Source organism: Fundidesulfovibrio sp., from assembly GCF_058402725.1.
In genome coordinates this window covers 1-12972 of sequence record NZ_JBZVFJ010000114.1, presented here as the reverse complement: position 1 = coordinate 12972, position 12972 = coordinate 1, and the positions used below count along the sequence as shown (strand labels likewise).

Below are 12972 nucleotides of genomic sequence, written 5' to 3'. Positions count from 1 at the left end.
ATTTCTCATACGGGAGGGTTTGGCTTTTTCCCTGCAACGCAGCCAGCGAGGATTTATCAACAGGCTGCTAAGCCGTTGTGTCCTGGTCAGGACGCCGCACAGCAGCAGACACCCGCCGGGAACGCGCTCAAAGCAGCGCTCCTCCCGGCGGACTGCCATCGTCGCCAGATGTCTGGCTCCGATCAGCCTTTGGTGGCGATGTAGGTTTCGATGTCGGCGGCGGGAAGCGGCCTGGAGTAGAGGTAGCCTTGGGCGAACTGGCAGCCGAGGGTGCGGATGACGGCCAATTGGGCTTCGGTTTCGACGCCTTCAGCGATGAGGGCCATGCCGAGGTTTCTGCCCAGGCCCACGATGGCGCGCACGATTTCGGCGTGGCCGCCGGTGGCGTCGATTTCGCGGATGAAGGATCGGTCGATCTTGAGGATGTCGATGGGGAACCTGTGCAGGTAGGAGAGCGAGGAGTAGCCTGTGCCGAAGTCGTCCACATAGAGTTTGACGCCCAGGTCCTTGAGTTCCTCGAGCCTTCCGATGGCCGCCGCGCCCTGGTCCATGATGACGCTTTCGGTGATTTCCAGTTCGAGCGTGCCGGGGATGATGTCGGAGCGCCCCAGCAAAACGGCGAGCTTGCCGCTCAGGTCGGCCTGGGAGAACTGTTTTGCGGAGATGTTCACGCTCATGGAGAGCGGGTTCGGCTTGGGGAAGCGTTTCTGGAAGAGCGAGAGCTGGCGGCAGGCTTCTTCGAGCACCCACCAGCCCAGATCGACGATGAGGCCGTTTTCCTCGGCCAGGGGGATGAATTCCAGGGGCGGTATGTAGCCGCGAGTGGGGTGTTTCCAGCGCAGGAGCGCTTCCAGGCTGATGGTTTCGCCGTTGTTGACATCAACGATGGGCTGGTAGTGCAGTTCGAATTCCTGGCGTGCGAGGGCGTGCCGGAATTCGGTTTCCATGGTGAGGAGCTTGATGGTCTCCTCGTGGAGGGCGTTGTCGAAGACCTCGAAGCGCGCCTTGCCGTTGCTCTTTGCGCGGTACATGGTCAGGTCGGCGTCGCGGAGCACCTCTTCGGCGGTGCCGCAATAGCCGGAGCAGCAGATGATGCCAATGGAGACGGTGGAATAGATTTCGCGCCCGTCGAGGGTGAAGGGCTTGCGCATTTCATCAAGGATGCGTTCGGCCACGAGGGTGGCGCCCGAGAGGCTGCGCACCTGTTCCGAGATGACGGCGAATTCGTCGCCGCCGAGCCGGGCGAGGGTGTCTGCTTCCCGGGTGCAAGAGCGCAGGCGCTCGGCAAGAAGCACCAGGAACTGGTCGCCGGAGGCGTGGCCGAGGCTGTCGTTGATGACCTTGAAGCGGTCCACGTCCAGGTAGAGCAGGGAGAAGAAGCTGTTGTGCCGGGCGCAGCGGGAGATGGCCTGCGAGAGGCGGTCGGTGAAGAGGGCGCGGTTGGGCAGTCCCGTGAGGGCGTCGTGGAGCGACTGGTGGAGCAACTGCTCCTCGAACCGCTTGTGGTCGCTGATGTCTTCGAGCGTGCCTTCGAAGCGGATGACCTCGCCGGTCTTGCCGGAGACGGTGTGGGCGTTGACGGACCCCCAGCGGAGCTGGCCGTCCTGGCGCATGATCTGGGTTTCGAAGGCCTGGACGGCAAAGTGGTCGTCCAGGACGCGGAAGAACTTTTCCCTGTTGCCCGGATCGTCGAGGAAGAGCGAGCCGAAGCCGACCTTGGCGGCAAGGAGCTCTTCCACGGAGTTCCAGCCCAGGATGCGGGCCATGGCGGGGTTGGCGCTGACGAGCTGGCCCTGGTGGTCCACCTGGAAGATGCCTTCGATGGCGTTTTCGAAGATGGAGCGGTATTTGGCCTCGGCGGCCTTGCGTTCCTCGATTTCGCTCTGGAGCTTGCTGTTGGCCTCTTCGAGCTGCCGGGTTCGGTCGTGCAGTTCCACGGTGCGGCGCCGCACGAGGTTTTCGAGGTTTTCGCGGTAGGCCTTGTTCTCCTTGAGAAGCTTGGCGCGTTCCAGGGCGCGGCGCACGGAGTGTTCGAGGATGCCCAGGTCTTCCACGGGCTTGAGGATGTAGTCCCACGCGCCCAGGCGAAGAGCCTCGATGGCGTCCTGGATCATGCCCGTGCCCGAGACCACGATGATGGGCACCTCGGGGGCCTCGCGCACCACGCGCGCGAGCACCTCCAGACCGTCCATCTCGGGCATGCGCAGGTCGACGAGGATGATGTCGGGGTGGCTCTCGCGGAAGACTTCCAGGCCGATGCGGCCGTTCTGGGCCTGGAGCACGGTGAAGCCGGAGTCTTCGAGGTAGGCCTGGAAAGAGCGTCGGATGACCTCTTCGTCGTCGATGGTGAGGACGGTGGCGACGGGATCGTGAATCATCGAGTGGGACCTTGGACCAGTTGCAGGATCTTGGCGGCCATGTCGCCCATGTCCAGGACGGGCTTGAAAAAGACCTGGCTGTCGTCGAGCCCGGCGGACTTGAGGTCGTCCGAAAGGCTGAACTTGGTGGATCCGGTGTGGATGAGGAATTTCATGCCCGGCAGGCGTTTGGCCAACTCCAGGATGAGGCTCGCGCCGTCCATGCCCGGCAGGCGCAGGTCCACCACGGCGAGCACGGGGGGGTGCTCGGTGGCGGAGTTGATGGCCTGTTCGGCGGACTCTGCTGTGCGCACGCGAAAGCCCTCGTCCTCCAGGTAGGCCGCGAGGCTCAACCGGACGGGGGTTTCGTCATCCACGACGAGGAGTTCGAGGGGCTCTTGCTGCATGGTCACTACATTGGTTTGCATGAGTCGTGCGAAAGCGCTTTGTCATAAAAAGTCCTACCGGATTTTCCCCCGCAGGCCAAGGATTTTCCGGCGCGCCGCGAAAGAGCGGGGAAAAATATGACCTATGGGGTAGGAATGCAGCGCACGCCCAAGAAGGGCAACGACCCGGCGAGGTGAGAAGCCATCCGGCGCGGTGTTCCGTGAAGTTCAGAAGATGACGCAGCGTTGCGTCGCCGAAAGGGGCGCAGGGCCCTGAGGAGCAGGCTGAGCAGGCTCCGTCAGCGTCACGGGCCGGACTCCGTCCGGCCCGTGGGAGCGTGAAGCGGTCGCCCTAGTGGGTCAGGGCGCGCTTGAGTTTGGCGGGATTGGGGCGTTCGAAGGTCACTGCGGTGCCGAAGCAGCTGAAGAACTTGGAGCCGTCGGGGTGGAAGGCCACGGTCTCGTGATAGCCCACGATGGCCTCGGCTCCGATCTCCATGGCCGAGGCGGCCAGGGAGAACAGGGCGCACTCGGCGTCGTAGGCCCGTCCGTGCACGAGTCCCAAGACCTTCTTGATGCGTCGGCCCTTCAGCGCCGGAGTGGTGACCACGGGGAACTTGCCCGAATAGAACATATCCTTGGCGTTCTGCAGGCGCTGGCCACGCTTGAGTTCCTCGTTGGGATCCTTGGCCTGGCGCGACGCGCCGGTGAAAAGTGACAGCATGGCTCCTCCTGATGACGGCATGGCCGGTTCGACGTTGCGATCACGGCTTCTCTAGCAAGCCCCTTGCCATGTCGGACATAGTCAAAGATTTCTTAGTACTAGAGCGTCCAGAGCCTTGCGTGGTTACGTCAGGGGCGTCAAAAAAGCCCGGATCGCTCATGCGATGCCGGGCTTTTGGCGTGTTGCGGAAAAGGTTTCAGCAAATGCGCGGCAATTGTTCCCCTTCCAACATGCCCAGCAGGCGGCGGCCCCCCAACCCGGTGCGCAGCACCACCTTGCCCGGGTTGTCGGCGGTCACGGTCCCGATGACGCGGGCGTCGCGGCCCAGGGGGTCGCGACGCATCACGGCCAGGGCCTGGTCTGCGAGCTTGGCGGGGAGGATGCAGATGAGCTTGCCCTCGTTGGCCAAATAGAGCGGATCGAGCCCCAGCACCTCGCAGCCCGAGGCCACCACGGGCTTCACGGGGATGGCGGGCTCCTCCAGGTGGATGCCCACGCCCGACTGCTGGGCGATCTCGTTGAGCGTGGTGGCCAGGCCGCCGCGCGTAGGGTCGCGCAGCACATGCACGCGCTCCAGGCGCTCCATGAGCTTGAGCGTCAGGCGGTTGAGCGAGGCGCAGTCGCTCTGCACGGGGGCCTCGAAGGAGAGGCCCTGGCGGTGGGAGAGGATGGTCAGGCCGTGGTCGCCCAGGGTGCCGGAGACGATCACGGCGTCGCCGGGCCTGGCCCTGTGGCCGCTGGGGGGCCTGGAGCAGACCACTTCGCCGATGCCCGTGGTGTTGATGAAGATCTTGTCCGCCGCGCCGCGCCCCACCACCTTGGTGTCCCCGGCGATCACGCGCACTCCCGCCTTTTTGGCCGCGCGGGCCATGGAGGCCACGATGCGTTCCAGGTCGTCCAGGTCGAGGCCCTCTTCCAGTATGAATCCGCAGGTCAGGTAGAGGGGTTTGGCCCCGAGCATGGCAACGTCGTTGACCGTGCCGTGCACGGCCAGGCAGCCGATGTCGCCCCCGGGGAAGAAGATGGGGTCCACGGTGAAGCTGTCGGTGCTCACGGCCAGGGGGCCCCTGGGGTTGATGAGCGCCGCGTCGTCCATGCGGGCCAGCACGGGATTGGCCAGGTGGCGCAGGAACACGTCGGCCACCAGCCGGTGGGAGGCCAGGCCGCCGCTGCCCTGGTCCAGGAGGAGTTTGTTGCCCATGGGGGAGAAGTCCTATGCCAGGTCGAACTGGTATTTGAAGTAGGCGGCGCAGCTGCCCTCGGTGGAGACCATGCACGGCCCAACCGGTTTGGCGGGCGTGCAGGCCTTGGCAAAGAGCGGGCACTTGTCGGGAGGCATCTTGCCCTTGAGCACCTCGCCGCAACGGCAGCCGGGCAGAGGGGGCGACTCCCTGAGTTCCACGCCCAGCACCTCGAAGGCGTCGTGGGCCTTGTAGGCGTCGGCCATGGCCAGGCCGCTGCCGGGGATGGTCCCGATGCCGCGCCAGAGGGCGTCGCAGGGTCGGTAGACCTCCTCCACGATGGCCCGGGCCGTGGGGTTGCCCTCGTCGGACACCACGCGCTTGTAGTTGTTAACCACGCGCGGCTTGTCCTGGCGTTTCATCTCGGCCATGAGCAGGATGGCCTGGAGCAGGTCCAGGGGCTCGAAACCGGCCACCACCGAGGGGATGCGGTGCTTCGCGGCCAACGGCGCGTAAGGGGCCGTGCCGATGATGGCCGAAACGTGTCCGGGCAGCATGAAGCCCTCCACGGCCATCTCGGGATCGGCCAGGAGGGCGTCCAGGGCCGGGGGCACGAGCTTGTGGAAGGGCATCACCAGGAAATTGGAGAGGCCCTCGGCCTTGGCCACGCGCAGGGTGGCGGCCACGGTGGGGGCGGTGGTCTCGAAGCCGATGCCCAGGAACACGACCTTGTCGCCAGGGTTGGCCTTGGCCACGGCCAGGGCGTCGAAGGGCGAATAGACCACCTCCACGCGCGCGCCCTCGGCAACGGCCTGTTTGAGGCTCGCCCCGCCGGGGCCGGGCACGCGCATGAGGTCGCCGAAGGTGGCGATCACCACGCCGTCGCGTCCGGCCAGTTCCAGGTAGGCCGCCACCTCCGACTCGTGGGTGACGCACACCGGGCAGCCGGGCCCCGTGAGATGCACCACCGAGGACGGCAGCAGCGAGTGAACGCCCGAGCGGAACAGGGCCACCGTGTGGGTGCCGCAGACCTCCATGAAGCGCAGGCTTCGGCCCTGCAGGGCCTCCTCGATGCGGTCCAACACCTCCCGGCACAGGGCCGGATCGCGCAGAGGATCAGACGAGCTCAAGGTTCCATCCTTCCTGGAAGATCTTGATGGTCTCCATGGCCTCCTCGCGGTTGAGCACGCGGATGGCGAACCCGGCGTGGATGATCACGAACTCGCCCACCTGGGGCTTGTCGCCCATGAGGTCCAGGCGGATCTGCTTGCGCACGCCGCCGATCTCGACATCGGCCATTTCGCCCTCGATGTGTTTGACTTCCATGGGAACTGCCAGGCACATGGGAACCTCCAAACCGGACCGATCCGGTATGATATATTCAGAAGAAGGATGCGGGGTTTATGGGTTCTCCCCGTGGCTAAGTCAAGGCCGACGGCTGGTCCTTGGCCATGGCGTCGATGAGGCCGCGCAGACGCTGCATGAGGTCCATGAGGCCCTGCACGCCCTGCCGGGAGTCGCCCACGCCGTCGGCTGTGTCCGCCGCCACGGCGCTGATGTCGGCCACGGCCTCGGTGACTTCGCGCACGGCCCTGGCCTGCTCCTCCGCGCCCAGGGCGATGGAGCGCACCTGGTGGGAAGTCTCCCCGACGAGGCGCACGATGTCCGTGAGCGCCGCCCCGGACCCGTGGGCCATGGAGGTGGTCTGCGAGATGGCTTCCACGGCGGCCTCCACCTGGACGGCGCTGCCGCGCGCGCCCTCCTGGATGGCGGAAATGGCTTCGCCCACTTCCTTCGTGGCGGTCATGGTTTTTTCCGCGAGCTTGCGCACCTCGTCGGCCACCACGGCGAAGCCGCGTCCGGCCTCGCCCGCCCGGGCTGCCTCGATGGCCGCGTTGAGGGCCAGGAGGTTGGTCTGGTCGGCGATGTCGGAGATGACCACCAGCACGCGGCCGATGTCCTCGGCCTGTCCGGCCAGGCGTCCCATGGCGTCCTTGAGACCGCTGGCCCTGGTCCGGACACCCTCCATGGCGTCCACGAGGCCGCGGACAAGCTCGTCGCCCTCTTTGGCCTTGGCGCCCGCCCCTTCCGCGATCTTGGCCACCTCGCCCGCGCTGCGCGCCACATGGGTCACGGAGGCGTCGATCTGGGAGACGGCCGTGGAGGTGCCTTCCAGGCGCTCGCGCTGCCGCTGAGCGCCCTGACCGGCCTGCTCGAAGCTGCTGTTGAGGCCCTGGGCGTGGACCATCACCTGCCCGGAAATGGCCTCCGCCTCCTGGGCCGCCTGGGCCAAGACCTCGTTGCGGCGGGCGATCTCCTGCTCCTTGGCGCGCAGTTCGGTGAGGTCGGTGTAGAGGCACAGCGCTCCCATGAGCTTGCCGGAGACGGCGTTGAACAGGGGGGCGGCGGCGATGAGGATGTTGCGCTTGGCGCCCTTCTTTCCGGTGGTGACCACTTCCCGCACGATGGAGGCGTTCTGGTCGATGGCGTCGGCCAGCACGGTGCGGCGGCTGGCGTCGCCGTAGAAGAAGAAGGCCACGTTCTGGCCGTAGTAGCTTTCGGGTTTTCCGTCGTACTGGAGCAGGTCCATGAGGGCCTGGTTGGTGAGCGAGAGCCGGAGTTGCTCGTCCACCACGATGAAGGGCGTGCGGATGCCGGCCAGAATGCCCCGGGCGTAGCCGATGGCTTCGAGCATCTTGTCGGTCATGGCATGGACTGCGCGGGCGGTCTCGCCGATTTCGCCCGGGAAGTCGCTGACGATGGCGGCTGACGAGTCGCCCTGGGCCTGGGCCTGGGAAAAATCGTGAATGGCCTTGAGGGGCAGGGCGACGTGCCGATGGAAACCCACGGCCAGCACGACGGCCAGGGCCAGTACGGCGGCGGCGGCCACTGCCTGGCCTGCACCGAGGGGAGCTGTTCCGGACAGCCAGGGGGCCAGGGAGGCAGCCAGGGCTATCAGGACGAGCAGCAACAGGGTCAGATAAAAACGCACATTGACGTTCATTGACGAACCTCCCACTGAATACGGACTGATAAATCCCTAAACCGAGGCAACCTCTGGAATGATCAAAGAGTTGCCTCGGATATCAAAGGCTTGCTCCATACATGCGGGCAGCCTGCAAGTGGTGATGCTGTGCAACACGCAGCACGATGCAATGATGCGCAACATGGCCAAGACCATATCTCGATCAATCACATGCTGCTCATTTTCCGCTGGCGGCGACTGACTGTGCCTGACATGCCTTGATGCTCGTTCTACATGGAGCGAAGACGCCCACATATCGCGCACCCTTGGGGTAGGCTTTTTCAGAGGCGACGAAGCCGACACACTATGCACGGCTCTATCGCATCGCGGCCAAAACGTAACACCACCATAAAATCCGGTCAACATCCAGAGGAGCAGAAGTTCCATCTTTTCCGTGGATAAGACGTCCTCAGCGGTTCGCAAAAAAGACCTTGCGGAGGACAATGAGGAACTGTATTGACAAAAACGTTCCTTGGAACGCCAACAAGCCATCGATCAGGCATCTCAAGCATGCAAGCCAACACCCCGGCAGAAGTGGTCACCCAGGCCAGAAAGCATCTGCTCAACATTGTCTCCATCCTCAAGGACGGCAAGGTCGAGAGCGCCATCAAGGCCGCCCTTTACGGCCTCATGGCCTACATCAAGCATGGCAACATCCTGATCAAGCAGGAAAAAAAGGAATACCAGGACCTGATCACCAAGGCCGTCCACCTCATCAGCCTCGATCCGAAGGTCAAGGAGGTGTGCAAGGACCCCCTGGTCTACCAGCCCCGCAAGGAGATGGAGATCCTGGCCAGGCTGCGCGATCTCCCCGAGCTCATGCTCGCCCGCGAGCAGGACAACGAACTCCGCGAAGGCCAGGCCAGAACCCAGGCGAGGGCCGACCGCCTGGAAAAAGGCCGCCAGCTTCTGGTGCAGCGTTACTTCGACGGGGCCATCCAGCACTTTCGCCGCCTGGCCGACGACTACGCAGACGACGCCCCCCTGGCAGCGGAAATCGGGAAGATCCTCTTCGAGATCAATCACATCGAGTGCATCACGTTCTTCGAGCGCGCCGTGGCGCTGGACCCGGCCGACCACAAGAGCCTTGCGCTCATGGGCGTGGCATTCCGAAAGATCAAGAAGTTCGAGCAGGCCGAGCAGGCCTACCTGACCGCCCTCGATGTGGACAAGGACAACGTGAACTACCTGTTCAACCTCTCGCGGGTCTACATCGACGCGGGCAACTGGCCCAAGGCCCAGGAGACTCTGCGCCGCGTCCTGGAGATCGACCCCGCCCTCGAACCGGCCAGGAAAGGCCTGGAATTCGCCACCAGGCACTGCCGCGACCTCATCTGATGGCCCCGCAACAACTCCAGAGCCCGCCCTGGCACGTGATGGCCGCCCTGGACCCGCCCGGACCGGCCTCCCTCGCGGGGCTTCCGCCCGCGCCGTCCGACGCCGATTGCTTCGCCTTCTGGGACGAATACGCCATGCTCCCCCACATCCGGGAGCACAGCCTGGCCGTGGCCCGCGTGGCCACCACCCTGGCCCTGGCCGCCAGACGCGCGGGCCATCCCGTGGACGTGCAACTCGTGCGCGCCTCGGCCCTGCTCCACGACATCGCCAAAACCTACACCATCCACCACGGCGGCAACCACTCCCAACTGGGCGGCGCATGGATGCAGGAGCGGACCGGCAACCCCGTGCTGGCCATGGGCATCGTGCACCATGTGCACTGGCCCTGGCCCGTGGACGTGCGCGGCCACTTCCTCCCCATGGCCATCATCTACGGCGACAAACGCGTGCGCCACGACTGCGTGGTCACCCTCGACGAGCGTTTCGAGGATCTCTACGCGCGCTACGGCTCCACGCCCTACATTCGCGACCGGCTCGCGGAATCGAAGCAACAGTCCCTCGACATCGAGTCGGCCCTGGGCCAGGCTCTGGGAATGAACCTCCATGAACATCCTTTTGATAGCGGGCGGCTGGTCGAGCGAGCGTGAGGTCTCGCTCTCGGGCGCCCGCCAGATCCACGCGGCCCTGGAGACCCTGGGCCACCGCGTCACCCTCCTCGACCCCCTGGCCGACTTCGACCGCATCGTGGAGGTCTCGCGCCGCGCAGACTTCGCTTTCCTGAACCTTCACGGCGCGCCCGGCGAAGACGGCATCGTCCAGGCCCTGCTGGACGCCTCGGGCTGCCCCTACCAGGGCAGCGGCGCGCGCGCCTCCCTGCTGGCCCTGGACAAGGCGGCCTCCAAGCAGGTCTTCCGCCAGGGGGGGCTGCTCACCCCGGACTGGGAGCTGCTCACCGCCCCCCCGGGACCGGACTGGCGGCCCGGCTTCGGCCTGCCCGCCTTCTTCAAGCCCAACGCCGGGGGCTCCAGCGTGGGCATGAGCCTGGTGCGCGAGGCGGCCGATCTCCCGGCGGCCCTGGACGCCGCCTTCGCCCAGAACCGCGCCGTGCTGGCCGAACCGGCCCTGAACGGCCCGGAAGTGACCTGCGCGGTGCTGGGCGGCGAAGCCCTGCCGCCCATTCTCATAAAGCCCAAGGCCTGCGTCTTCTTTGACTACCAGAGCAAGTACGTGCAGGACGCCGCGGAGGAGATCTGCCCGGCCCCCCTGCCCGGAGACACCCTGGAGGCCATCCGCCGCGCAGCCCTCACGGCGCACGGATTGCTGGGCCTGGCGGGCTACTCCCGCTCGGATTTCATCCTCACGCCGCAGGGGCCCTCCATCCTTGAAACCAACACGCTGCCCGGCATGACCGCCACCAGCCTCCTGCCCCGCGCCGCGCGCGTGCACGGGCTCGAATTCCCGGATCTGCTGGCCAGGCTCATCGAACTGGGCCTGGCGGAAAAATCCCGGTCTTCCGCACTGGACTAACGACACGGGGCATTATACACACTCTGCCCGGCCAAAGGCCCCGCCATCACCCGGCCGCAACGCGGCCCCCTGGAGCATCGATGAAAGCTTTTCTCGCCCTCGAAGACGGCGCCTGGTTCGAAGGCACGTCGTTCACCGGCGCCGGCCGCGCCGGCGGTGAAGTGATCTTCAACACCGGCATGACCGGCTACCAGGAAGTCCTCACGGACCCTTCCTACGTCGGCCAGATGGTGTGCATGACCTATCCCCACATCGGCAACTACGGCGTGAACCTCGACGACGTGGAGTCCGACCGCATCCGCGTCGAGGCCTTCATCGTCAAGGAATGCTGCAAGACGCCCTCCAACTGGCGCGCCAAGGAGTCCCTGCCGGACTACCTCACCCGCCACGGCGTCATGGGCATCGAGGGCGTGGACACCCGCGCGCTCACCCGCCACCTGCGCCTGCACGGCGCCCAGCGCGGCATCATCTCCACCGAATGCAAGGACCCCGCCGACCTGGTGAAGCAGGTCAAGGCCCTGCCCCCCATGGAAGGGCTCGACCTGGCCAGCGCCGTCACCCCCAAGGAACCCTACGTGTGGGACGGCAAGGCCCCCCGCACCGTGACCCTGAACCCCGACGGCTCCTACGACTGGCCCGGCACGGGACCCAAGGTGGTTGCCTTCGACTGCGGCATCAAGTGGAACATCCTGCGCCTGCTGGTGGCCGAAGGCATCGACCTGCTCGTGGTGCCCGCCTTCTTCACCGCCGAGCAGGTGCGCAAGCTTTCGCCCGAATCCATCTTCCTCTCCAGCGGCCCCGGAGACCCGGCGGCCCTCCAGGACATGGTGCACGCCACCAGCCTGCTCATCGAGGACTACCCCACCGCGGGCATCTGCCTGGGCCACCAGCTCCTGGGCCTGGCCCTGGGCGGCAAGACCTTCAAGCTCAAGTTCGGCCACCACGGCCTGAACCACCCCGTGAAGGAACTCTCCACCGGGCACATCGAGATATCCTCCCAGAACCACGGCTTCTGCGTGGACCTCTCGACCCTGAAGGACGTGGAACTCACCCACGTGAACCTGAACGACAACACCCTGGAAGGCTTCGCCCACACCAAGAAGCCCATCATCGCCATCCAGTACCACCCAGAGGCAGGCCCCGGACCGCACGACAGCCGGTCCTTCTTCAAACGGTACAGGGAGATGCTCAGACGCGAACTGGGACGCTAACCCATCGCCAAGGAAGGTGGAGATGTCCGCCGAACTCACCAAGGCCAGGAAACAGATCACGCAGGTGAACACCTACCTCAAGCAGGGCAAGCCCCTGCCTGCGGTGACGGCCCTGCACGACGCGATCCTGACCATGCTCAAGGCCCAGCTCATGAAGGCCGAGCGGGACGAGTTCTGCAAGCTCATCGAGCAGGCCGTGTACCAGCTCAACAACAACAAGGAGCTGCGCGTCCTCTACCCCTTGGTGATTCCCTACTCTCCAGGAGACGAGAAGGCCCTCCTGGAGCGCATGCGCGAGTTGCTGCGCGAGCTCCAGGCCAACACCGTTGAGGTGGCCAAGGACGAGATCCAGGGCCGTCAGGTGCGGCGCGCCGAGGGGCTGAAGACCGGCAAGGAGCAGCTGGAGCGCAAGGAGTACGATCCGGCCCGCAAAACCCTGGGCTCCCTGGTGCGCGAGTTCCCCCACGACGCCCCCCTGCGCGCCGAGGTGGCCGAGCTTTTCATGCAGGCCGAACTCTACGAGGACGCCTTCAAGTACCTCGACGAGGCCCTGGGGCTCACGCCGGACCAGCTGCACCTCTACAACCGTATCGGCATCGTCCTGCGCAAGCTCCGCCAGTTCGACGTTGCCGAGAAATACTTCATGCGCGCCGTCAACTTCGCCAAGGAAGACCCCAACCTCTACTTCAACCTCGGGCGGCTCTACATCGACTGGGAGCGCTTCGACAAGGTGGAACGCGCCGCGCGCCTGGCCCTCAAGCTCAAACCCGACTTCCACGAAGCCGCCAAGATGTTCCAGTTCGCCCTGAAGAAGCAGGGCAAGCCCGTCGCCTGACCCCCATGGAGCGCCTGCGCGCCGACGTGCTGGTGCTCGGGGCCGGACTTGCGGGGCTGCGCGCCGCCCTCTCCTGTCTTCATGCCGCGCCGGGGCTGGACGTGCTGGTCGTCTCGCTGACCGGCGGCCCTTCCGGCTCCTCCTTCGCCAACCGCAACGACGCCCTGGGCATGCACGTCTGCCTCGACGACGCCGAGCGCGAGGCCTTCATGGCCGAAGTGGCGGCTCTCAACCGGGGCGCGGTCCTGGACCCGGCGCTCACCGCGCTCATGGCCCAGGAGGGCGAGGCCCGTCTGCGCGAGTTGGAGGCCCTGGGCCTGCCCTTCCTGCGCGACGCCTCGGGCGGTCTGCTCGGCCACTCCTCGTGCTTTTCGCCCCACTCCCGCCG

Annotated in this window: 13 protein-coding genes; 6 read left to right on the top strand and 7 right to left on the bottom strand. The window is 65.7% G+C overall.

Going from position 1 to position 12972, the window contains the following annotated elements:
- Positions 1-182: 182 nt before the first annotated feature.
- The 7 genes from ACV4UX_RS13955 to ACV4UX_RS13925 form a co-directional block, all read right to left on the bottom strand.
- Positions 183-2378 carry an EAL domain-containing response regulator gene (locus ACV4UX_RS13955; protein WP_491593888.1) on the bottom strand — a complete coding sequence of 732 codons (2196 nt, stop codon included), beginning with the start codon at positions 2376-2378 and terminating at the stop codon, positions 183-185.
- The gene (locus ACV4UX_RS13950) at positions 2375-2785 is read right to left on the bottom strand and encodes a response regulator (protein ID WP_491593887.1); all 411 of its coding nucleotides are present in this window, start codon (positions 2783-2785) and stop codon (positions 2375-2377) included. Before ACV4UX_RS13950 ends, ACV4UX_RS13955 begins: the two co-directional genes overlap by 4 nt.
- Positions 2786-3095: 310 nt before the next feature.
- A complete protein-coding gene (locus ACV4UX_RS13945; RefSeq protein ID WP_491593886.1) occupies positions 3096-3467 on the bottom strand; it encodes a YbjQ family protein in 372 nt (123 codons plus the stop codon).
- Between the two features lie 196 nt (positions 3468-3663).
- Complete coding sequence (hypE, locus tag ACV4UX_RS13940) at positions 3664-4668, bottom strand: hydrogenase expression/formation protein HypE (protein ID WP_491593885.1); 1005 nt, start codon at positions 4666-4668, stop codon at positions 3664-3666.
- 12 nt (positions 4669-4680) lie between these two features.
- Positions 4681-5778 (bottom strand): hydrogenase formation protein HypD, encoded by a 1098-nt coding sequence (hypD, locus tag ACV4UX_RS13935; RefSeq protein WP_491593884.1) that lies wholly within the window; start codon positions 5776-5778, stop codon positions 4681-4683.
- Positions 5765-5992 carry a HypC/HybG/HupF family hydrogenase formation chaperone gene (locus ACV4UX_RS13930; RefSeq protein ID WP_491593883.1) on the bottom strand — a complete coding sequence of 76 codons (228 nt, stop codon included), beginning with the start codon at positions 5990-5992 and terminating at the stop codon, positions 5765-5767. Before ACV4UX_RS13930 ends, hypD begins: the two co-directional genes overlap by 14 nt.
- Positions 5993-6068: 76 nt before the next feature.
- On the bottom strand, positions 6069-7652 hold the full coding sequence (locus ACV4UX_RS13925) for a methyl-accepting chemotaxis protein (protein ID WP_491593882.1): 1584 nt from the start codon (positions 7650-7652) through the stop codon (positions 6069-6071).
- Positions 7653-8183: 531 nt separating this feature from the next.
- Here ACV4UX_RS13925 and ACV4UX_RS13920 point away from each other — a divergent pair.
- The 6 genes from ACV4UX_RS13920 to ACV4UX_RS13895 all read left to right on the top strand — a co-directional run.
- Complete coding sequence (locus ACV4UX_RS13920) at positions 8184-9011, top strand: tetratricopeptide repeat protein (protein ID WP_491593881.1); 828 nt, start codon at positions 8184-8186, stop codon at positions 9009-9011.
- On the top strand, positions 9011-9658 hold the full coding sequence (locus ACV4UX_RS13915) for an HDIG domain-containing metalloprotein (protein ID WP_491593880.1): 648 nt from the start codon (positions 9011-9013) through the stop codon (positions 9656-9658). Before ACV4UX_RS13920 ends, ACV4UX_RS13915 begins: the two co-directional genes overlap by 1 nt.
- Positions 9615-10538, top strand: coding sequence for a D-alanine--D-alanine ligase family protein (locus ACV4UX_RS13910; RefSeq protein ID WP_491593879.1), 924 nt, complete (start codon positions 9615-9617; stop codon positions 10536-10538). Before ACV4UX_RS13915 ends, ACV4UX_RS13910 begins: the two co-directional genes overlap by 44 nt.
- An 80-nt stretch (positions 10539-10618) precedes the next feature.
- Positions 10619-11749 (top strand): glutamine-hydrolyzing carbamoyl-phosphate synthase small subunit, encoded by a 1131-nt coding sequence (gene carA / locus ACV4UX_RS13905; RefSeq protein WP_491593878.1) that lies wholly within the window; start codon positions 10619-10621, stop codon positions 11747-11749.
- A gap of 22 nt (positions 11750-11771) precedes the next feature.
- Complete coding sequence (locus tag ACV4UX_RS13900; RefSeq protein ID WP_491593877.1) at positions 11772-12584, top strand: tetratricopeptide repeat protein; 813 nt, start codon at positions 11772-11774, stop codon at positions 12582-12584.
- Between the two features lie 5 nt (positions 12585-12589).
- A partial coding sequence (locus ACV4UX_RS13895; RefSeq protein ID WP_491593876.1) for an FAD-binding protein occupies positions 12590-12972 on the top strand: 383 nt, incomplete at its 3' end.